This is a genomic window from Gordonia liuliyuniae (assembly GCF_021739025.1).
GTDB classification, from domain to species: domain Bacteria; phylum Actinomycetota; class Actinomycetes; order Mycobacteriales; family Mycobacteriaceae; genus Gordonia; species Gordonia liuliyuniae.
This window is the reverse complement of the sequence record NZ_JAKKOT010000002.1, coordinates 525138-546556: the sequence shown is the minus strand read 5'-3', so window position 1 is coordinate 546556 and position 21419 is coordinate 525138. Positions and strand designations below refer to the sequence as shown.

Here is a 21419-nt window from a genome sequence, read left to right as displayed (position 1 = left end):
CGTCGAACATGAAGGACAACGCATGAAGGTCGCTGTCACCGGAGCCGCGGGATTCGTGGGAACCAACCTCGTCGAGCGGCTCGTCGCCGACGGGCACGACGTGGTCGCGGTCGACCGGGTGTCGCCCGCGCACTGCCTCGACCACCCGCACGTCACCTGGCGCCGCGCCGACGTCTTCGACCAGGACGCCCTCGCCGAGGCGTTCGCCGGGGTCGACACCGTGTACCACCTGGTCGCGATGATCACCCTCAAGCAGGCAGACGACCTCGCCTGGCGCGTCAACACCGCGGGTGTCGCAGCGACGGCCCGCGCCGCACTCGCCGCGGGCGTCCGACGATTCGTCCACTGCAGTTCGATCCACTCGTTCGACCAGTACACCGACAGCGGGACCGTCGACGAGACCTCCGCCCGCTCAGACGATCCGGCGCTCCCGGTGTACGACCGCTCCAAGTGGGCGGGCGAGCAGGAACTGCGCAAGGTGATCGCCGACGGACTTGACGCGGTGATCTGCAATCCGACCGGCGTCTACGGTCCGGTCGACCACGGCCTGTCCCGCATCAACGGCATGCTGCGCGACGGCGCGCAGGGCAAGGTCCCGCTGTTCCCCGAGGGCTCGTTCGACCTCGTCGACGTCCGTGATGTGGCGACCGGACTGACGCTCGCCGCCGAGCACGGGGTCACCGGGGAGAACTATCTCCTCGGCGGCGAGCAGGTCCGAATCTTCGACGCCATGCGGACCGTCGCGGGCCTGTGCGGCCGTTTCCGTGCCCTCGCGGCGATTCCGCTGCCGGTGATCAAGGCAATCGTCCCCGTCGCCGAGCCGATCAGCCGACTGTTCGGCTCCGATCTCGTGTCCCGTGCGTCGATCTCCGCCCTCCTCGCGCAGCCGACGGTCGACATCACCAAAGCGACCGAACACCTCGGATACCGCCCGCGCAGTTCGAGCCGAACCCTCGCCGACCTGGTCGCGTTCCTCGCCGAGTCCGGCCAGATGGGTTCGGCGCGCCCATCGTCCGGCGCGCCTTTCACGCCGGTTCTCCCGGACTCGCCCGCCATAACGCCCGTTTAGCCAGGCTGAGGCACCGTCGACTAACGTCAAGTTCCGTGCCAGAGTCGAGCCCAGACCCGTCCGATCCGCAAGCGCCCGGTAGAGCTGCGCTGTCCGCGAGTGCGGCCCGACTGGTCGCCGTCGTCGCCGGGCTGATCGCGGTGCTCGCGGCGGTCGCCGTCCCCCTGCTGCCGGTGTCTCAGACCAGCGCCTCGATCAGCTGGCCGCAGGGTCAGGACTTGAACGCCGACAATCCGTCCGTCGTCGCACCCCTCATCGCGCAGACCGCGCAGTCGCTGGACGTAACGATCCCGTGCGCCGCACTCGCGACCCTGCCCGCCGAAGGCGCAACCGTCCTGACGACGATGCCCGCGAAGGCCAAGGGAGCCTCGCAGCGGACGCTGGCCGTCACCGCCAATCGGACGTCGATCACGGTGTCGATGCGCGCGAACGTCGCCGCGACCGCGTCCCGCGCCGACATCGCCGCAGGAAAATGCCGTGACCTGCACATATTCTCGTCGGCGACGGCGACCGGAGCCCAGTTCACCGGGCTCGGACCGGCCAGCGAGCTCGACCCGAGCAAGCGGCCACAGATAGACGGCTTCTACACATCGATGAGCACCCCGCAGGTGACGGCGATGGCCGACGCCGGGATGCACGCTCGCATCGACGTGGACAATCGGTACGAGAGCTCGCCGACAGCACTCAAGATCGTCGCCATGGTGATCGCCGTCCTCGCGACGCTGCTCGCCCTGTTCGCACTGTGGTGTCTCGACCGGGTGCACGGCTACACCGCACGACTTCTCACCGAGTCACGCACGGTTCTCGACCTTGTCCGTCCTCGGCTGAGCGATGCCGTCGTGACCGTCGTCTTGGTCATCTGGACGTTCTTGGGCGCGGCGGCGCCCGACGACGGCTACATCCTCACGATGGGTCGGGCCGCTGACGCTTCCGGTTACATGTCGAACTACTACCGCTTCTACGGCATCGCCGAAGCGCCGTTCGACTGGTACTACAGCTTCCTGTCCCTCTGGTCGCAGGTGTCGACGAGCATCGTCTGGATGCATCTGCCGATCCTCGTGGCCGGGCTGGCGTCGTGGTTCGTGCTCTCGCGGATCATCCTGCCGCACCTCATGTCCGGGACCGGCAAGGCCGGTCTCATCGGCCGGTTCGGGTCGACGGCGTGGGCCGTCGCGACCGCTGCCGCCGTATTCCTCGCGTTCTGGCTGCCATTCTGCTCGGGACTGCGCACCGAAGGGGTCATCGTCCTCGGCTCGCTGCTGACGTGGTGGGCCACGGAGGCGGCGATCACGCGGCGACGGCTACTGCCCGCCGCGCTCGCCGCGGCACTCGCCGCCGCGATGCTCGCGCTCGCCCCGCAGGGCGTCATCGGTGTCGCGATCCTGCTCGTGGCGGCCCGCCCGCTCCTGCACGTCCTCCTCGACCGTCGCCGAGAGACGGGCCTGCTGCCTCTCCTCGCGCCGATCGTCGCCGCCGGAACCGTCTTCTCGGTGATCGTGTTCCGCGACCAGACGTTGATGACCGTGCTCGAAGCCGTCAAGACCCGCTATCAGACCGGGCCGATCATCCCGTGGCACCAGGAATTCTTGCGTTACTTCTTCCTGACCGTCACCACCCCCGACGGCGCGCTCGCCCGACGCATCCCCGTCCTGCTGATCTTCGTCGCCGCGATCGTCACCGCAGCCGTTCTGCTGCGCCGCCGCAGCATTACCGGTGTCGGATCGAGCCCGACGTGGCGTCTGATCGGCGCATTCGGCGTCACCCTGCTGCTGTTCTTCCTCTCCCCGGTCAAGTGGACGATCCACTTCGGTGTGTTCGCCGGAGTCGGCGCCGCACTGGCCGCAGTCGCCTGTCTGGCCATCGCACAGGCCGGAGCCCGGTCCTCACGCAACCTCTCGTTGCTCTCCGTCGGCCTGCTCTTCGCGCTGGCCGCCGCGGCCGCCGGGAAGAACGCGTGGCCGTACGCGTACCGCTTCGGGATCACCTGGTTCGACATGGCTCCGGCGGTCAAGGGCATCCAGGTCTCGTCCGTCCTGCTCGTCCTCGCTGTCGTCGCCGTCGCCGTCGCCCTGTGGCAGCACCTGCGCAACGACTACGTCACCAACAAGGGCCTCGCCCACCACGACGCAGGCCAGCCCGACAGCGCCGCAGACCGACGCCGCTTGGCGTTCGCGCACACGCCTCTCGTCCTGATCGCCGGACTCATGGTGGTCGCGACCCTTGCCGTCTTCGGCAAGGCCGTCGTCACCCGCAGCCCCGCGATGACCGTCTTCTCCAACAACATCGACGCCCTCGGCGGCGACACCTGCGGCATGGCCGACCAGGTGCTCGCCGAACCCGACCCGAACATCGGCATGCTGGTGCCAGCCGACGGGGCGTCGGCGACCGCTGCACTCGCCGGAGACAAGCCGGTCGGCTTCTCGCCCAACGGAATCCTGGACGATCTCACCCCGACGCCGTCCAGCGCACGGGCCGGCCAGATGCATGTCGCAGGCTCCGTGGCGAAACCGTTCTCCATCATCGGTGGGCTCGGCGCTGGCACCACCGGAGGATCCGGCCCGACGACGGTCAACGGGTCCACGCACGCGCTGCCGTTCGGTCTGAACCCGGCGACCACACCGGTCCTCGGCAGTTACGGGTTCGCCGCCAACGCCTACCTGACCACCGGCTGGTACGGGCTGCCCGCGCGCGACGCATCGCCGATCATCGCGATCTCGACGGCGGGCGCCGTGTCGACCATCGACCGCGACGGCAATCCCAGGTTCGGCCAGAAGCTCGTCGCCCAGTTCGGCAAGCGCGGACCCGACGGCCGATTCGTCCGGGTCGGCGGCGACGTCGTCCCGATCGACGCCGGCCCGATCACCCCGAATCTGCCGTGGCGCAATCTGCGTGTCCCGATGACGGCGGTCCCCGCGAAGGCCACGGTGATGCGGCTCGAACTCGCCGACACCAACCTCGGCCCGAAGCAGTTCATGGCGATCACCCCGCCGCGCGCCCCGAGACTGGTCACCCTGCAGGAGATGATCGGTTCCACCGATCCGACGCTCATCGACTTCATGGCCGCCGCCCAGTTCCCGTGCCAGAATCCGATGACGTTCCCGCACGGGGTCGCAGAGGTCCCGGACTGGCGGATCCTGCCCGACTTCGTGACCGCGAACTCGCAGTCGCGCACGTGGATGGCGGCGAGCGGCGGCGGCCCGCTGTCCGTCGTCGAATCGACGACGACGCAGGTCAGCGTCCCGACGTATCTACGCCACGACTGGCATGAGGACTGGGGGTCGGTGGAGAGACTGAGCCCGTTGACCCCGGACGCCGCCACCGCGCGCGTCGACACCGCACCGGTCACCCGATGGGGACTGAGCCGTACCGGATCGATCCGGCTGGAGCCGAACAATGACTGACCTCACCGACGCTCCGAACGATTCCGGCACCCGCCGACGTCTGCGCGGCGGCGACTATCGCGTCACGAAGATCGTCGCGATTGTCGCGGGCCTGATCGGCTTCCTGATGGCGTGTCTGACGCCGATCCTCCCGATCGATCAGAAGACCGCCGAGCTCGCGTGGCCGCAGAACGACGCGATCACCGACGTCACGGCACCGATGGTGTCGTTCGTGCCCATCGACATGACGACGTCGGTGCCCTGCTCGCTGGCGCGTGAACTCCCGGCCGAGGGCGGCGACCTCATGTCGACGCTACCGAGCCAGGGACGTCAGGCGACAGCCCGTGGACTGTTCGTCCGCGCGACCGCCGATACGGTGTCGATGGTGGTGCGCGACGTCGTGCTGCTGTCGGTTGACCGCCGCGCCGCACAGTCGTCGCCCGACTGCGCATTCACCCTGACCGGCGGTGCCGACGGCGTAACCGCGGCGATCACCGGCGTCCCTGACGGCGCAGCCACCTCGTACCGCAACGCCGACCCCGACATGCGCCCGCAGATCGTCGGCGTGTTCTCCGATCTGCCGTCGAACGCACCGCGCGACGGTCTGTCGGTGCACGCGACAGTCGACACCCGATTCATCAATTCGCCGACGCCACTCAAGCTCGCCGTCATCATCGTCGGAATCGTGATGACGCTGCTGTCGCTGATCGCGCTCGGCGTCCTCGATTCGCGGGACGGCCGCGGCCACCGACGGTTCCTGCCGCGCGGCTGGTTCACCATCCGCGGCCCCGACGTCGCTGTGTTCGTCGTTCTCGCCGCCTGGTGGTTGATCGGCGGGAACACCTCCGACGACGGCTACAACATCACCGTCGCCCGAATCACCGGCGAAGCCGGGTACGCCGACAACTACTTCCGCTACTTCGGCGTGCCGCAGGATCCGTTCGGCTGGCACTTCCAGGTGCTGTCGTGGATGACGCACATCTCGGTGGCGACCCCGTGGCTCCGACTGCCGGCGTTCCTGCTCGGGCTACTCGGCTGGTGGATCATCAGTCGTGAAGCCATCCCGCGACTGGGCCGGGCGGTCCGCAACTCGACGGCCGCCGTCTGGGCGGGCGCCACCGTGTTCCTGGCGATCTGGATGCCGTACAACAACGGTATCCGCCCAGAACCAGCGGAAGCCGTCGGCGCACTGCTGACCTGGGTGTGCGTCGAACGCGCCATCGCGACGAAACGTCTGCTGCCGTACGCGATAGCGACCATCGCCGCCGCATTCACGTTGGCGCTCGCGCCCGGTGGACTCATGGCGGCAGCCGCCCTCATCGCAGGCCTGCGGCCCCTGGTGAAGGGCGTCGTGTCGAGACGTAAGCGCGACGGCCTCGTCGCGCTGGTCGCCCCGCTGCTCGCGTCGGGCACCGCGGTGCTGTTCATGATCTTCTATTCACAGGCTCTCGCACCGCTGTTGGAGGGCAACAAGGTAGCGACCGAGGTGGGCCCGACCGAGGAGTGGTGGCGCGAACCGACCCGCTACTACTGGCTGGTGCTCGACACCGGCGACGGCACGTTCCCGCGCCGGTTCGGCATCTTGATGATGATCCTGGCGCTGGTCGTCGCGATCTTCCGTCTCATGTCGAGCAGGCACCCGGCGGGAATCGCACGCGGACCGTTCTGGCGGTTGATCGGCGTCATGATCGGCACGATGTTCTTCACATCGTTCACGCCGACCAAGTGGACCCACCACTTCGGCATCTACGCGGCGATCGGTGCGGTCCTGGTGGCCGGTACGACGGCGATGATGGCGCCGAAGCTGTTGCGGTCTCGCCGTAACCGCACCTTCTTCGCGGCGGCCGTCCTGCTGGTGACGGCGGTCGCGACGGCAGGCACCAACATGTGGTGGTACGTCGGGTCGTACGGCATCCCCTGGTGGGACCGTCCGATCGAGGTGGCGGGCATCAAACTCAGCTGGGTGGTGCTGGTCCTCGCTCTCGGCGTGGCAGCCGTCGGCCTGTGGTTCCACTTCCGTGACGACTTCACCGACGACGACGTCCGCACCGGCGCCCGTAAGACAGGCCTGCTCAGGTTCACCTTCTCGCCGATCCCGGTGATCGCAGGAATCGTCGTCCTCATCATGCTCGGCTCGTTCGTGAAGGCTGCGTGGGTGCAGCGCGACAGCTGGTCGTGGGCCACTTCGAACGCCCGCGCCCTGACCGGCGACGAGTGCGCACTCGCCAACGACGTCCTCGTCGAAGCCGACCCGAACAAGGCGGTGTTGAAGCCGGCAGCCGTCGACGGACGCGCCGCACCATCGGCGAAGGCGGCGCTGGGTGCCGCGAACATCGGGTTCACCGCCGACGGCGTCCCGTCGAACGTGCTCATCGACCCGCTCGATCAGCGCCGCTCCAGCGACGACGAGGAGGACGACGACGTCATCACCCCGCCGACCGCGGGAGGCGACTCGGTCGACTCCGAGCTCGACGACACGGGGTCCGACGAACTGGGGTCCGGCGAGTCCGACTCGGCCGGCGAACCCGCGCCAACGGCAGGCGCGGTGAAGCTGCCGTACGGCTTGGATCCGGCGACGACGCCCGTGCTCGGAAGTTACGGCTCCAAGCAGACGAGCGAACTGACGACCGGCTGGTACGACATGGGCGTCCAGGCCGGCGACGCCGGCGAGAACCGTCCACTGCTGTCGGTCGCTGCCGCCGGATCGATCGAGGCGGTCGGCGAACTCGGTGGCGTCACGCAGGGACGGCGGGTAGTCGCCGAATACGGTCGGGTGGAAGCGGACGGCCGCGTCGTACCGGTCGGGGCTCCGCAGGTGCCGCAGGACGCGTTCTCGACGTCGTCGAACTGGCGGACGCTGCGTTTCGTGTTGAAGGACGCACCGCCGCGTGCCTCCGTGGTCCGCCTGCACGTCGTCGACGACGCGATGGCCGTCCAGGAGTGGGTGGCGATCACCCCGCCGCGGCTCCCGACGCTGGCGACGTTGAACGACGTCGTCGGGCGGACCGACCCGGTGTTCATCGATTGGATGCCCGGCCTGGTGTTCCCGTGCCAGCGGCCGATGGCCGTCAGTCACGGGCTCCTCGAACTCCCGAAGTGGCGGATCATGCCTGATGCGGAAGCCACCCGGAAGAACACGCAGACGTGGTCGGACGGGGTGAACGGCGGGCCCCTCGGCATCACGGAGGCGCTCCTGCGGTACACGTTGGTCCCGACCTATCTGCGGAACGACTGGGGTCGCGACTGGGGCGGTCTGGAACGCTTCTACCCGCTGGTCCCCGATGCGCGACCCGCCGACATCATCACCGGCTCGCACACCGTCAGCGGCCTGGAGAACCCGGCCCCGATGCGCGCAAAGGGATACTGACCTGGCTTCGTCCGAGAGTTGAGACCACTATGTGGTCTCAACTCTCGGACGAAGTTATCCACAGGGTGCTCGGCGTCCCTTTCGCTCGGGCGAGTCGACGACGATAGTCGTCTCATGGGGGAGAAACGAAGCACTCAGGCGTCTGCACGGTCTGCTGCGTCGCCAGAGCGGAGTCGTGAACCGACAGCAGGCGCTCGACTGTGGTGTCACGACTGCACACATCCGCAGCCAGGTACATCGGCGACGATGGGTGGCCGTGCACCGCGGGGTGTACGTCGCTCACACCGGCCCGTTGACATGGACGCAGCGAGCGTGGTGTGCCGTCCTGGACACCGCACCGTCGGCATTGAGCCACGAATCGGCGCTCCATGCTGGGGCCGGTGGCGGCTCCGACCGCGGGCCGATCCACGTGAGCGTCGACGCGCACCGGAACGTCCGACGCAGGCCTGGCGTGGTCGTGCACTATCGCGCCGACCTGGCAGCCGAATTCGGTCTGATCGTCGAGTTGGACGGGCGCCTCACGCTCGTCCTGAACCGGGAGGGATGGGCGGGCCGACCGCACCCGTGCGACGCTCCCGACTGCGTCGTCGGACAGGAACGGGCCGCCTAGCCCCAGACGGCGCGGGACCCGGTGTCCCCCGCACGGAAGACGAGGTAGACGGCAACTATCGCGGCAGCGACGGCGAGGACGCGGGCGGCCGCGTCGACTGTCGTCACCGCCGACTGCGACAACCGGAGACGCCCGGTCACCAGCGGCAGCCCGATCAGGTAGAGGAGGGCCGCGGCACCGAACAGGCATCCGCTTCCGACGATCACGACGTCCCCCGCCGACGTGTGCTCGTCGACGGCAGGCGACGACAGGCCGAGACGGTCCTCGAGATTCTCACCGGCCGTCGTCGCGATCGGCGTGGCGATGAGGCCGACGAGCGCGAGGATCAACGGCATCGGCCCCATCCACGTACGCGCCCGCGGCCACAGGGCCCGCGACGACCACGGCCAGAGCGGCCAACGGCACAATGACGACGACGAGGTGTACGACGAGCGGGTGCAACGGTAGACCATCGATGGTGTCCATAGCCGAAAGCTAAGCAGTCCCGCGAACGGGACGCTGGGTAATCTGTGAACGTGGACCTGCCGAGCATGCCGCTGCTGTCCCTTCTCGTAGGCGGAGCTCTCGTCGCGGGATGGATGGACGCCGTCGTCGGAGGGGGCGGTCTCGTCCTGCTTCCGCTGCTCCTCATCGCGTTCCCCAACGCCGTGCCCGCCGCGGCCCTGGGCACTAATAAGCTGACCGCGTTCTGGGGGACGGCGACCGCCGCTGTTCTGTATCTGCGGAGAGTTGAGGTGAATCGCCGAATCGTGGCGATCAGTGTGCCGCTCGCGGGTCTGTGCGCCGTCGGCGGAGCACTCGCCGCATCGGCCGTCAGCTCGGACATGATGCGCCCGTTCGTCATCGCCGCGATGCTCGCCGTCGGCGCATTCGTCGCACTGCGCCCCCAGTTCGGCGCCACCCGTGAATCGTTCGCACCGGTGTCGCGCACACGGTTCGTCGTCGCCGTGTGCACGCTCGCCGTGATCGGCTTCTACGACGGCGTGTTCGGCCCCGGTACCGGACTGTTCCTGATCATCACGCTCACCGCGCTACTGCATCAGAGCTTCCTGCAGTCGGCGGCGATGGCGAAAGTCGCCAACACCGCCACCAACGTCGGCGCGCTCGCCGTGTTCGCGTCCCAGGGTCACGTGATGTGGCTGCTCGGCGCGATCCTCGCCGTCGCCAACATCGCCGGCTCCGTCGTCGGCTCCCGACTCGTCCTCGGCAGCGGAACCAAGATAGTCCGCTACGCGCTGCTTGTCATCGTGGTCGTCATGGCAGCGAAACTCTCCTACGACCAGTTCACGTAGTCTCGCCGCACACCCGATCCAGCTGAACACCCGATCTAACTGCAGGGCCGATCTAGTGCCTAGATCGGCATCAGGTAGTGCTTGCGCTCAGTGCGGATGACCTGCTTGTCGCGCAGCTGGGCGAGAGCCTTACGGAGTTGCAGACGCGTCTCGGCGGGCTCGATCACAGCGTCGATGTAACCCTTCTCCGCCGCCAGGTACGGGTTCGCCATCATCACGTTGTAGAAGTCGACGAAATCCCGCCGCACCTTGTCCGCGTCGGCGATCGACAGGCCCTCCGTCTGACGGCGAGTCAGCATGACGGCAGCCGACTCGGCGCCCATCACCGCGATCTTCGCCGTCGGCCACGCGAAGTTGATGTCGGCGCCCAATTGCTTGCAGCCCATCACCGCGTACGCACCGCCGTATGCCTTCCGCAGCACGACCGTCACTTTCGGCACATCGGCTTCGACGTACGCGTACAAGAATTTGCCCGAACGCCGGATCGTGCCCTTCTGCTCCTCGACGACGCCCGGGAGGATCCCCGGAGTGTCCACCAGGAACACGAGCGGAATGTTGTAGGCGTTGCAGATGCGGACGAAACGGGTCGCCTTCTCCGACGCGTCCGTATCCAACGTCCCCGCCATGACGTTCGGCTGATTCGCGACGACGCCGACGCTGTGTCCGTCGATGCGGGCGAAGCCGGTGAGGATGTTCGGCGCGAAGATCTCGGCGACCTCGTGGAACGCGCCGTCGTCGAACAGCCGCAAAATGATGTCGCGCATGTCGTAGCCGGCGTTGTCGCTGTCGGGCATGAACTCGTTGAGGCTGAGATCCGACTCGGTGATCTCCGGCTCCAGACCGGGGTTGATGACCGGCGGCTGCTCGTACGCGCTCGACGGCATGTACTGCAGATACTCGCGGACCCAGTCGAATGCGGCCTTCTCGTCCGCAGCGACGTGATGGATGTTTCCCCAGCGGGCCTGGTTATGGGCGCTGCCGAGATCCTCCGCCGAGATCTCCTCGCCATTGACCGCCTTCAGGATGTCCGGCCCCGTGACAAACATGTAGCTCTTGTCCTCGACAGCGACCAGGACATCGGTGTTGGCAGGCGTGTAAACGGCGCCGCCCGCACACTTTCCGAGGATCACCGAGACCTGCGGCGCCAGACCCGACAGCAGGTCGTTGCGTCGACCCATCTCGGCGTACCAGGCCAACGAGGTGACCGCGTCTTGGATGCGCGCGCCCGCCGAATCGTTGATGCCGACCATCGGACAGCCCAGTTTGCTCGCCCACTCCATCAACGTCGACACCTTGCGGCCGAACATCTCGCCGACGCTGCCGCCCATGACCGTCTGGTCGTGGCTGAACGCGGCGACCGGTCGACCGTGCACCAATCCGTGTCCGGTGACGACACCGTCGCCGAAGCCGCTCTCATCCGCGCCGGGAGCCTTCACCAGTGCGCCGATCTCGACGAACGTCCCCTCGTCGAACAGCATCTCGAGTCGCTTACGGGGAGAGAAGATCCCCTTCTTCTCCCGCTTGGCCACGGCCCGCTCGCCGCCCGGCTCCTCGGCGATCGCGAGCTTGCGTCGCAGCTCGGTGAGCCTTCCGGCAGTCGTATTGTCTGTCACGGCTTCTCCAGTCTTTCCATACGCGCGCTCAGATCGGCGGCGACCTTCGCGATATGTGGCTCGTCGACGATGCCCAGGTGATCTCCACCGATGTGCAGGATCTCCAGATCGTCGACGACTTCACCCCACCGGCCGTCTTCGTCGATCTCCGCCCACTGCGGTTCCAGCTCGATCGCGCCGTCGTGCATCTTGTCGGCGCGGTACAGGACCACCTTGCCGTCGTAGCGCGACGGTTTGATGTTGCTCAACACACGGTTGTCGATGAACGACGTCCGTTGATGCTCGATGATCCCACCCGGGATCTTCGCGTCCGACATCGCCATCATCTCCATGATGATCGCGAACTGCTCGTCGTCGTCGGCTTCGACGAGACGATCCATCGGGACCGGAATGTTCTCGTCCAGGCCGTACGTCCGGACCGCGAACGTCTTCCACCGCTCGAGCCGGGCCCGCTTGTTCTCCGGGGTGTCCGGCACCTCCGTCCGCGGACGCACCACGTCGATGAGGCCGACGAATGACACTTCCTCGCCGGCCGCCCGCAACATCTGCGCGGCGCCGTACGCGAGTCCGCCGCCCAGGGACCAACCGACGAGGACGTACGGTCCGTGCGGCTGGATCTCGCGCAGCTTCGGCATGTACTGCTCGACGCGCTCCTCGATGGACCCCTCGACACGGTCGAACCCGATCACCGGCACGTCCTCTGGCAGACGCTTCACCAACGCCTCATACGCCGTCGTGTTGCCGCCCGCCGGATGGAACAACAGCATCGGTGTCGGGTCGCCCGCCGCACCCGAGAAGACGTGCTGCGGCTTCCCGTCCTTCGTCGGAACCCGCAGGTAACGCACGAATCCGTCGATGTCGCCCGCGTCGTCCATCTGCTGTCGCACATAGTCGGACAGTTCCTCGATGGTCTCCGAGTCGAGGACGTCCTCGACATCGACCTCGCCGCCCGTCCGCTCATTCAGGCGCTCAGTCAGTTTCTGCGCCGTCGCCTCGTCGAGCACCGGCAGCTTGTTGAAGACGCCGCCCGCCGACTTGCCGGTCACCACCGCGTACGCACCGAACGTGAGACGCTCCGCGGCATCGCGCGGCGGGACGTCCGAGCCCGCCGCCTCCGCGACCGCAGCCTGCGACGACATGTCCGTGGATTCGAGGTCTCGACTCTTCTCAACAGGCGGGGTGAGCTCTGCAGACGGGGCGGGCACTACCGGCGTGGGCTCAACCGACGGGGGCTCAACCGACGGGGCCTCGACCGGCGGGGCGGAGGATGCGGGGGCGGCCTCCTCCTTCGCGATCTGCTCGTCGATGTAGGCGTTGAGCGCCGCGGTGTCCAGTTCGCCGCCGTTCGCCGCCTCCTCGTTGAGGGTGTCGAGCTGGTCGCGGTGCGTCACCGCGAACTGCACGAACTTCTCGACGTCCGACAGGTTCGCCTGCCGCATCGCCTGCAACTGAAGCTGCGGGATGTCGAACTCGTACTCGACTCGGTTCTTGATGCGGACCGCCATCAACGAGTCGAGACCCAACTCGATGAGCGCGATCTCGCGCGGCAGATCCTCCGGGTCATAGCCCATCGACTCGCCGACGATGATCGCGAGACGGTCGCCGACGCTCTGCCCCGAGTCCGGGCTCCACTTGTCGCCGATGTCGTCGACGACGACCACATCGTCAGGTCTCGGCTCCGCTCGATCGGCAGGCACCTCAGATCTCGGCTCCGCTCGATCAGCGGGCGTCTCTCGATCAGCGAGACCAGACGCACCAGCGGTGACGGCGGCTTCGAACAGCAGCGCGTGGCCGCAGCTCGCATCGGCGTGGACGGCGAGCGCACCGCCCCCCGGATGTTTGGTGAACGTCGTCGTGACCGTGCCCTGTGCCGGGATCGGTCGCACGGACTCGGTCGCCACGACCGCGGCTTCCGCCCCGAGGACCTGCTTCGCCGCGGCGAGCACCAGCTCACGCGGATCGGTGACCGCCGACGCGTTGACCTCCCACGCGTGGCGGCCGTCGGGCAGCCCGACGTGCGATCCGGGGGCCGTACCGGCACCCGACCCGCTCGCGATGCTCCCGGTCAGCCAGTGCGGCTTGCGGTCGAACCTGGTGCGCGGAATCTCCGCGAACGACACGTCGTGGCCCGAACCGAACAGCGACGCCACGTCCACCGGGTGACCGTGCACGTACAGCTTCATCAGCGCGTTGACCAGGCCGTAGCTCTCATCCTCCTTGCGGCGGAGAGTCTCGACGAGTTCGGCGTCGTGCACCCCGGCGCCGAATGTCGTCGCCGCGACCGAGATGAGGACGGCCGGATTCGGTGACAGTTCGACGAACGTCCGATGACCGGCCTCCACCGACTTCGCGATCGCCTGTGCGAACCAGACGCTGTGGCGGAGTCCCTTGAGGAAGTAGTCGATCGTGTGGATCGGCTCGTGACCGGACCGGTAGAACGCTTCGCGGTCGACCGAACTGTAAATGCCGACCGCCAGACGCTGCGGCTCGATCCCGGTGATCTCGTACGAGAGCTCGCCGAGCAGCGGATCCATCTGCGACGTGTGGCTCGCGCCCTTCGTCTGCAGCTTGCGCCCAAGCTTGCCCTCCGACTCGGCGCGCTCGACGATCGCGTCGACCTGCGGCTCCGGCCCACCGATCACGGTGTGGGTCGGCGCCGCGTAGACGCAGATCTCCAGGTCTGGGAAGTCGACGAGGACGTCGTTGATGTCGTCGGCGCTGTACTCGACGAGCGCCATCAACCGGATGTCGTCGCCGACGAGCATCGACTCGCCCTCGCCCATCAGACGCGAGCGCTGGCAGATGACACGTGTCGCATCCTCCAGCGAGAGACCTCCGGAGAGGTAGGCGGCCGACGCCTCGCCCATCGAGTGCGGGACGAGGACACCCGGCTGGGCTCCGTAATGCCGCATGGTGTCGGCGAGCGCCACCTGAATCGTGTAGATGCCGATCTGCGCCGTCTCGATCGCGTACGTCTGCTCGTCGTCGAGGAAGATCTCGACCATCGAGTAGCCGAGTTCGCGTTGGATCAACGCATCGACCCGGTCCGCGTACTTCGCGAACACCGGGTTCTCGGTGTACAGCTGTTTGGCCATCTTCCGATGCTGGGAGCCGAAACCCGACAGCAGCCAGACTGCCGACGCTGCGTCGGGTGCGTCGCACGTGTACACGAACGGCAACTGCTTGCCGTCCGCGACGGCCCGCACCCCCTTGACCGCGTCCTCGTACGAGCGCGCCATGACGACCGACCGTGTCCGACCGTGATTACGGTGCGCGAGGGTTCGACCGATGTCGACGAGCGGGGTGGCCTTGCCCGCATCGGATTCGAGCCACTCCAACAGGTCGGCGGCACTCTTGCGACGGCGCGACGCGAGGAATCCGGAGATCACGAGCGGCACCACGGCGCCTTCTGCGGCAGCCAGTGCGAAGCCTTCAGCCGGATCGGCCTCGGCGACGGCGACCGGTTCGGGGGCCGTCTTCGCCTGCGCGGCCAGCACGGCGCGCTCGGCCTCGGTGAGGAAGTCCTCGTCGTCGTCCAATTCCTCGTCGACGACGGGCGCAGCCACAGCGGGCGCCGCATCGACGACGGTGGAGGCGAGATCGGACGGCAACACCTCACGAACCACGAGGTGCGCGTTGGTGCCGCCGAAACCGAAGCCCGACACACCCGAGATCGCGTGCCCCGAGTACCGCGGCCACGCCGAGTTCTCGGTCACGACCTTCAGGTTCGTGGTCTCGAACTGAATGTACGGGTTGGGTCCGACGTAGTTGAGCGACGCCGGGAGCTCGTCGTGTTGCAGCGAGAGCACGACCTTGGCTAGCGCGCCCGCGCCGGCCGCCGCCTCCATGTGACCGAAGTTGGTCTTCGCCGAACCGAGCAGCATCGGATAGCCGGGCAGACGTCCACGCCCCACGACACGGCCGAGCGCATCGGCCTCGATCGGGTCGCCGAGCACCGTTCCGGTCCCGTGCGCCTCCACGTAGTCGACCGTCCGCGGGTCGATGGCCGCATCGGTGTACGCCGACCGCAGAACCTGGACCTGCGCTTCGGGGTTGGGCGCGAAGATTCCGTTCGACCGGCCGTCCGAGTTCACCGCGCTGCCCGCGACCACCGCGAGCACGCGGTCGCCGTCGGCCCGCGCATCGGCGAGCCGCTTGAGCACGAACACGCCGCCGCCTTCCGAACGGATCATGCCGTCCGCGTCCGAGGAGAACGCCTTGATGCGACCGTTCGGCGCCATCGCGCCGATCTGGTCGAAGCCGAGCGTCGCGGCAGGCGTGATCAGCATGTTGACGCCGCCCGCGATCGCGACGTTCGAGTCACCGCTGCGCAGGCTGCGCACCGCTTCGTGCACGGCGACCAATGACGACGAGCACGCTGTGTCGATGGCCAGCGACGGCCCGTGGAAATCGAAGAAGTACGAGACGCGGTTCGCGATGATCGACGTCGCGGTACCGGTCAACGCGTATGCCGCCGTCTCGCTGGCACCCTCGCTCAGGCCGAGCGTGGCCAGCAACTGATAGTCGTTGGTTGACGTGCCCATGAACACGCCGACCTGGCCGCCGCGCAGATCGCTCGCCGGGATGTGGGCGTGCTCGAGGGCCTCCCACGTCAACTCCAACGCGAGACGCTGCTGCGGATCGACGTTCTCCACCTCGCGCGGCGACATCTGGAAGAAGTCGGCGTCGAAGCCTGCGACGTCGTCGAGGTAGCCGCCCTGCACGTTGCCGTTCTCGATGGCTTCCGCCAGACGAGGGTCGGCCTTGAACTCGCGCCAGCGGTCATCCGGCAGGTCGGAGATGCCGTCGACACCGCCGATGAGGGCCTGCCATGTCGAATCCGGTGTCTCGCCCGCCTTGGGGAAGCGGGTCGCGAGACCGACGATCGCGATGTCGTCGGCGTCGTCGCGCTCACGCTCCCAGAAACGGTCGGCGTCGACGTCGATGTCGGCTTCGGGATCGCCTTCGATGATGCGGGTCGCCAGCGACGCGATCGTCGGATGGTTGTAGACGGCCGTCGCATTGAGGATGACGCCCGTCTTGTCTTCGACGTCGGCCGCGAGCGCTACCGCGTCACGGGACGAGAGGCCGAGCTCCTCCATCGGACGTTCGACGGGGATCGTGTCGATGGGCTGGCCGACCGCGTTCGCGACCCACTGGCGCAACCAGTCCCGCAACTCGTCGACGGTCAGGCCGCCGGCGGTCTCGCCAGTGTTCTCGGGGTCACCGGACGCACCGGTTGCAGTGTTCTCAGACATCGTTCCTCACCCTACTGCTCGGTCCCCGACCCGTGGTAACAGACAAGCCCGGTACGTCGTGGCTACTGGCGACGCACCGGGCCGGTCGACTGCTTCTACTCGCCCGCGTCCGGGAACGCGGTCTGCTGGTAGCCGCCGCGCAACGTGCCGTCGATGTAGGCGGCCTTCGTGGCACGGCGCGCGATCTTGCCGCTGGACGTACGCGGAATGGAGCCGTTGGGGACCAATAGGACGTCGCGCGCCATCACGCCGTGGCGGCCGGCGATCGTCGCGCGGACCGCGTCGGCGACCTCCCGCGGGTCGGCCTTGCGCCCGGGACGTTCGGCGACGATGACGAGCTGCTCGGACGCGTCGTCCGCGTCGCGCGCCAGACCGCTGAAGTCTCCTTCGAAGACCTCGTCGGGCAGTTGGTTGGCGGGCACGGCGAACGCGGCCACGAAGCCCGGACGGATCGCGACGCTCGCCTCCTGGGCGCTGCTCTCGAGATCTTGCGGGTAGTGGTTGCGGCCGTCGACGATCACCAGGTCCTTGACCCGACCGGTGATGTAGAGCTCGCCGTCGTAGTACACGCCGTAGTCGCCGGTGCGCATCCAGGTGCCGTCGGCCGGGACGCCCTCTGCGTGGCTGCCGTCGGGCAACGGGTTCGCCAACACGTTGTGGAACGTCTCACGGGTCTCCCCGTCCTTGTTCCAGTAGCCGACGCCCATGTTGATTCCGTGCAGCCAGATCTCGCCGACCCGGCCGTCCGCGAGCTCGGTAGCCGACTCGTGGTCGACGATCACCGCCCACTCGCTGAGTGCGACCTGCCCGCACGAGACCTGCGCGACCGAGTTGTCGGTGCCTTCGGCGACCTCGACGAACTCGCCTGCGTTCAGCTTGTCACGGTCGACGTAGCTGATCTTCGCCTTGTTGTCGCGCTGCGTCGCCGACACGAACAGGGTGGCCTCGGCCATGCCGTAGCACGGCTTGATCGCCTTCTCGGACAGCCCGTAGGGCGCGAACGCTTCGTTGAACTTGCGCATCGAACTGACCGTGACCGGCTCGGAGCCGTTGATCAAGCCGATGACGTTCGACAGGTCGAGTTCTTCGCCGTCCTTGGGCAGCCCGCGCGCGGCGGCGTGCTCGTACGCGAAGTTCGGGGCGGCGGCGAAGGTCGGCGAGTTGTCGGCGTCTGCCGCCAACTCCTTGATCCAGCGTCCGGGACGGCGGACGAAGGCCATCGGGCTCATGATCGTGATGTATCGGCCGCCGAGCGCGGGCAGGATCACCGTGAGCAGACCCATGTCGTGGAACATCGGGAGCCAGGTGACGCCGCGTGCGTTGCGGTCGATCTCGATGCAGTCGTAGATCTGCAGGACGTTGGCCGCGACCGCCTGATAGGTGATCTCGACGCCTGCGGGCACCCGCGTGGAGCCCGACGTGTACTGGAGGTAGGCGACGGATTCGAGGTTGTTTCGGCTGGCCTCCGGCGGAGTCCACGCCGAACCGACGGAGTCGGGCACGGCGTCGACGGCGATGACGCGCGGACGTTCCTTGGCGGGCCGGTCGGAGAAGAAGTCACGGACCGCTTCGGCCGACTTCGTCGAGGTGAGGATGGCCGCAGGCTGGCAGTCGGCGAGGACGCCGACGAGCCGGTCGGTGTGGCCGGGCTCGTCCGGGCTGAACAGCGGGACGGCCACGGTGCTCGCGTACAACGATGCGAAGAAGCCGATCACGTACTCCAACGACTGGGGCGCGAGGATTGCGACGCGGTCGCCTGGCTTCGTGACCTGCTGCAGGCGCGCCGCGACGGCGCGCAACCGCTTACCGAACTGCGCCCACGTGAGGTCGATGGCCTCGCCGTCGCGTTCGCGACTGAAGTCCAGGTACCGGTAGGCGAGGGTGTCGCCGTTCTCCCGGACGTTGCGCTCGACGTAGTCGACGAGGGTCGCGTCGTCCTCGAAACGAAGATTGCCGGTCTCGTCGAGGAACTCCTCGAGCTCGTTGTTCAGCATCCATTACTCCTGTATCCGCGGCTCACGGCCGCGGTGTCCGGTGTGTTCGTCACGTGCTCGACGGCGCGGTTCGACCCGCGCCGGTCCCCGTTCACACGCAAAACCTCGTTGATTCTACTCTCCCCGTAGAAGCGGGATGACGGGTGCGAAAGCATCCATCTGCGTCGGGAAGATCCCCACATAGCTCATGGTGGTCCGGCGACGGACCTCGCGGATCTGCTCGGCGATCTCCTCGAACGTGCCGAACGCCAGGTACGGCGACGACAGGATGTCGTCGACGCCGAGTTCGACGTCACGTGCGATGTTCGGCGGATATCCCTGTTCGAGCGCCTTGAGCGCCATCTCGGCGGTCGCGACTCGGTCATCTGTGACGACGATCGTGGCGATCGTCCAGTTGAGTTCGATCTCGTCGAACCGGTCGCCTGCGGCTTCCCGGATCCGGTCGACGCGTTCGATCGTTTTGGCGATCGTCATGTCCGACAGTCGCAGCAGGCCTTCTTTGGTGGTGCCGGTCGCGACCGAGATGATGTCGGCGTGCTTGGCCGCCAACGCCAGCATCTTCGGGCCGCCGCCACCGACCGCGATCGGCGGTCGCGGGCCCTGACGCGGCCGGGGTGTGCCTTGCAGACCGTTGATCTGATAGAACTCGCCGTCGAAGTCGACGGTCTCGCCGCGCATCAGAGCATCCAGGATGGTCAGCGCCTCGTCGAGCCGTCGGATGCGTTCGCCCGGGGTGCCGAACTCGATGCCTGCCTTGTCGAACTCCTCTTTCATCCAGCCGGAGCCGATACCGAGCTCCAGACGCCCCTTCGACAGGACGTCGATGGTCGTCGCCTCCTTCGCGAGGAGGGCCGGATGACGGAAACCGTTGGCGAGGACAGAGGTGGCGAGCCGAATCGTGCTGGTCGCCTGGGACAACGCCCCGAGTGCGGCGAGCGGGCCGACCTGGTTTCCGAGGTGGTCGGGGATCGCGAACGTGTCGTACCCGTACTCTTCGGCGGTCTGGGCGAGCTTGACGAACTTGCGCGCGCCGCCCTCGTCCTTGTTCCCTTCACCGCCTGCACCGAAACGAAACTTACGCAACCCGTCGGCGTTATGCGTCGCCGAGTCCGAAGTGCTCACGAAGCGTCTCCTCGTCTCAGGTGTGCCCGGCCGGACGGCCGGGGCCTCAACCCGAGCAGATTACCGCAGGTACACCGCGTCTTCCCAACCACGCAGCGTGATCGGGCACGGGACTCGGCGGGAAAGTTACCCGTCAGTTCTGTCGGTTGATCAGACGAGCGGCCCAATCGGCCATCCACTCCGTCGCCGGAGCACCGTCGAGTTCCCAGTACCGGGTGGTCGCGTACATGGCGTGAACTGGATTGTTCGCGGCGTCGGCGAACTGACCGATGGCCTTGAGCGGTGCGGTGACCGTCGGCGCATCACAGATCAGATCACCCTTGGCACAGATCGAATACGTGCGGTCGGCGAGTGTGCCGAATCCGCCCGACCGGGCGCCACTCATCGTGGTGCCGGGCACGAGCGACCCGAATCCGCCGAGCGACACCTCGGCGCCGACGCCGTCCGGGCTGGGCCCCACATCGTGCTGTTGGCCGGATTGGCGACGGCCGTCGGCGATCAATCCGACGCCGAGGACGAGATCCTGATCCTGTGCAGGCAGCGGCCCACGCTCGTTGCCGATGTCGGAGGCGATGTCACCGACGATGACGGCGCCCTGGGAGAAGCCCATCAACACGTACTTGGTGAGCGGGCAGTGCTCGGAGGTCTCGGCGATCTTCTCCTCGGCGCGCTTGCGTCCCTGCGCGCGCGACGTGTTGTAGGTGGCCTGCCGGTCGCCGAGGTTGGCCGGGTTCCGGAACTTCGCCATGTACGGAACGGTGTAGACGTCCACGGTGCTCTCCGGGAACTGTTCCTGAAGTTGCGAACTGACCTTCAGCATCAGCGAGCGCTTGTTGGCCGTCGGATTGTGCGGGTCGTCGTTCGCCTTCGACTCCCAGGTGCCGGGCACGACGAGTGCGAGCACGTCCGAACAGTCGGCGGGTTGGGTGTCGGGGCGTTCCGGCGCACCCGAACTCGGCGGCGGGGTCTTCCCGCCCGGTTCGGGCGGTGGCGGCTTCAACAGCACGAACAACAGGACCGCCACCAGTGCGACAGCGACGAGCCCGAGGAACGCGACGATCAACGCGACTTTCCCGAGACTGCGGGAAGCGGATCCCTTTCGTTTTCTCACCTGGTCAGCAGAGCTTACGATCGGCGGCGTTGATCACCTTGGCCGCCTGCCCTTTCGCCTGCGCTTCACCATCGGTCATTGGGCCGATCGCGGCAGTGACGAACGCCTTGATCATCGTCGAATCGGTCTTCTGTGCACGCTGGGCGCACACGTACTGCCCCATGGTGAGTGCGACGTTGTTGTCGGTGTCGCCCATGAACTCGACGTTCTGGCGTTTGAGTTCGGCCAGGTACTCCTTCTCCGCGCTGGTCAGCTTGGAACCGCTCGGCGTGGTGACCCCGGGGAAGTTCTTCGGCACCTTAGTCGAGGTGTTGGGTTCGGTGTCGGGCGCCGACGAACTGGCGCGCGAGGCACCGTCCGCGGCCTCCTTCGAGGCTTCCTCGTCAGCGGACGACTTCGACGCGAGCGACGAGTCGGATGCGTCGACCGACGTCGTGGTGACGGCGTCAGTGCCGATCGGGGCGCTCGTTGTCGTCGAGTCGTTGCACGCCGCCAACGCACCCACGGCGATCACTGCAAGACTCGTGATCGCCGCGACGCGGAAGAACTTCACACTCATGGTTGCGACCTTACCTGCATCGACAGTCGGAATCGGGGCCCGAA

The 21419-nt window shown here is 67.4% G+C and carries 12 protein-coding genes; 5 read left to right on the top strand and 7 right to left on the bottom strand.

From position 1 onward, the window contains the following. Positions 1-22: 22 nt before the first annotated feature. From L5G28_RS03525 to L5G28_RS03510, 4 genes are all read left to right on the top strand, one after another. Positions 23-1069 (top strand): NAD-dependent epimerase/dehydratase family protein, encoded by a 1047-nt coding sequence (locus L5G28_RS03525; protein ID WP_237000313.1) that lies wholly within the window; start codon positions 23-25, stop codon positions 1067-1069. A gap of 35 nt (positions 1070-1104) precedes the next feature. Beyond that, complete coding sequence (locus L5G28_RS03520) at positions 1105-4470, top strand: arabinosyltransferase domain-containing protein (RefSeq protein WP_237000312.1); 3366 nt, start codon at positions 1105-1107, stop codon at positions 4468-4470. Next, the gene (locus L5G28_RS03515) at positions 4463-7816 is read left to right on the top strand and encodes an arabinosyltransferase domain-containing protein (protein WP_237000311.1); all 3354 of its coding nucleotides are present in this window, start codon (positions 4463-4465) and stop codon (positions 7814-7816) included. Before L5G28_RS03520 ends, L5G28_RS03515 begins: the two co-directional genes overlap by 8 nt. A gap of 175 nt (positions 7817-7991) precedes the next feature. Beyond that, entirely contained in the window at positions 7992-8426 is a 435-nt protein-coding gene (locus tag L5G28_RS03510) for a hypothetical protein (RefSeq protein ID WP_237000310.1), read from the top strand. On the opposite strand, the gene L5G28_RS03505 is transcribed toward L5G28_RS03510, so the two are convergent. Beyond that, positions 8423-8878 (bottom strand): hypothetical protein, encoded by a 456-nt coding sequence (locus L5G28_RS03505; protein WP_237000309.1) that lies wholly within the window; start codon positions 8876-8878, stop codon positions 8423-8425. The genes L5G28_RS03510 and L5G28_RS03505 overlap by 4 nt on opposite strands. Positions 8879-8956: 78 nt before the next feature. Here L5G28_RS03505 and L5G28_RS03500 point away from each other — a divergent pair, with 78 nt between their 5' ends. After that, positions 8957-9718, top strand: a complete 762-nt coding sequence (locus L5G28_RS03500; protein WP_237000547.1) for a TSUP family transporter — start codon at positions 8957-8959, stop codon at positions 9716-9718. Positions 9719-9777: 59 nt separating this feature from the next. On the opposite strand, the gene L5G28_RS03495 is transcribed toward L5G28_RS03500, so the two are convergent. From L5G28_RS03495 to L5G28_RS03470, 6 genes are all read right to left on the bottom strand, one after another. Then, positions 9778-11331 carry an acyl-CoA carboxylase subunit beta gene (locus L5G28_RS03495; protein ID WP_237000308.1) on the bottom strand — a complete coding sequence of 518 codons (1554 nt, stop codon included), beginning with the start codon at positions 11329-11331 and terminating at the stop codon, positions 9778-9780. After that, positions 11328-16589 carry a polyketide synthase Pks13 gene (gene pks13 / locus L5G28_RS03490; protein ID WP_237000307.1) on the bottom strand — a complete coding sequence of 1754 codons (5262 nt, stop codon included), beginning with the start codon at positions 16587-16589 and terminating at the stop codon, positions 11328-11330. The genes L5G28_RS03495 and pks13 overlap by 4 nt, the downstream gene beginning before the upstream one ends. Before the next feature lie 95 nt (positions 16590-16684). Next, complete coding sequence (fadD32, locus tag L5G28_RS03485; protein WP_237000306.1) at positions 16685-18583, bottom strand: long-chain-fatty-acid--AMP ligase FadD32; 1899 nt, start codon at positions 18581-18583, stop codon at positions 16685-16687. A 114-nt stretch (positions 18584-18697) separates the two neighbouring features. Continuing rightward, positions 18698-19705, bottom strand: a complete 1008-nt coding sequence (locus L5G28_RS03480) for an LLM class F420-dependent oxidoreductase (RefSeq protein WP_236998118.1) — start codon at positions 19703-19705, stop codon at positions 18698-18700. Positions 19706-19838: 133 nt separating this feature from the next. Next, entirely contained in the window at positions 19839-20816 is a 978-nt protein-coding gene (locus L5G28_RS03475; protein ID WP_237000305.1) for a cutinase family protein, read from the bottom strand. A 4-nt stretch (positions 20817-20820) separates the two neighbouring features. Then, positions 20821-21375: a hypothetical protein gene (locus tag L5G28_RS03470; RefSeq protein ID WP_237000304.1), complete on the bottom strand. Its 555-nt coding sequence runs from the start codon at positions 21373-21375 to the stop codon at positions 20821-20823. Between the last annotated feature and the right edge of the window lie 44 nt (positions 21376-21419).

Bases quoted from the DNA above. Each gene is read 5' to 3' on its own strand.
- fadD32 (WP_237000306.1), bottom strand. From the start codon at position 18,583: ATGCTGAACAACGAGCTCGAGGAGTTCCTCGACGAGACCGGCAATCTT.
- L5G28_RS03525 (WP_237000313.1), top strand. From the start codon at position 23: ATGAAGGTCGCTGTCACCGGAGCCGCGGGATTCGTGGGAACCAACCTC.
- L5G28_RS03470 (WP_237000304.1), bottom strand. From the start codon at position 21,375: ATGAGTGTGAAGTTCTTCCGCGTCGCGGCGATCACGAGTCTTGCAGTG.
- L5G28_RS03515 (WP_237000311.1), top strand. From the start codon at position 4,463: ATGACTGACCTCACCGACGCTCCGAACGATTCCGGCACCCGCCGACGT.
- L5G28_RS03500 (WP_237000547.1), top strand. From the start codon at position 8,957: ATGCCGCTGCTGTCCCTTCTCGTAGGCGGAGCTCTCGTCGCGGGATGG.
- L5G28_RS03505 (WP_237000309.1), bottom strand. From the start codon at position 8,878: ATGGTCTACCGTTGCACCCGCTCGTCGTACACCTCGTCGTCGTCATTG.
- pks13 (WP_237000307.1), bottom strand. From the start codon at position 16,589: ATGTCTGAGAACACTGCAACCGGTGCGTCCGGTGACCCCGAGAACACT.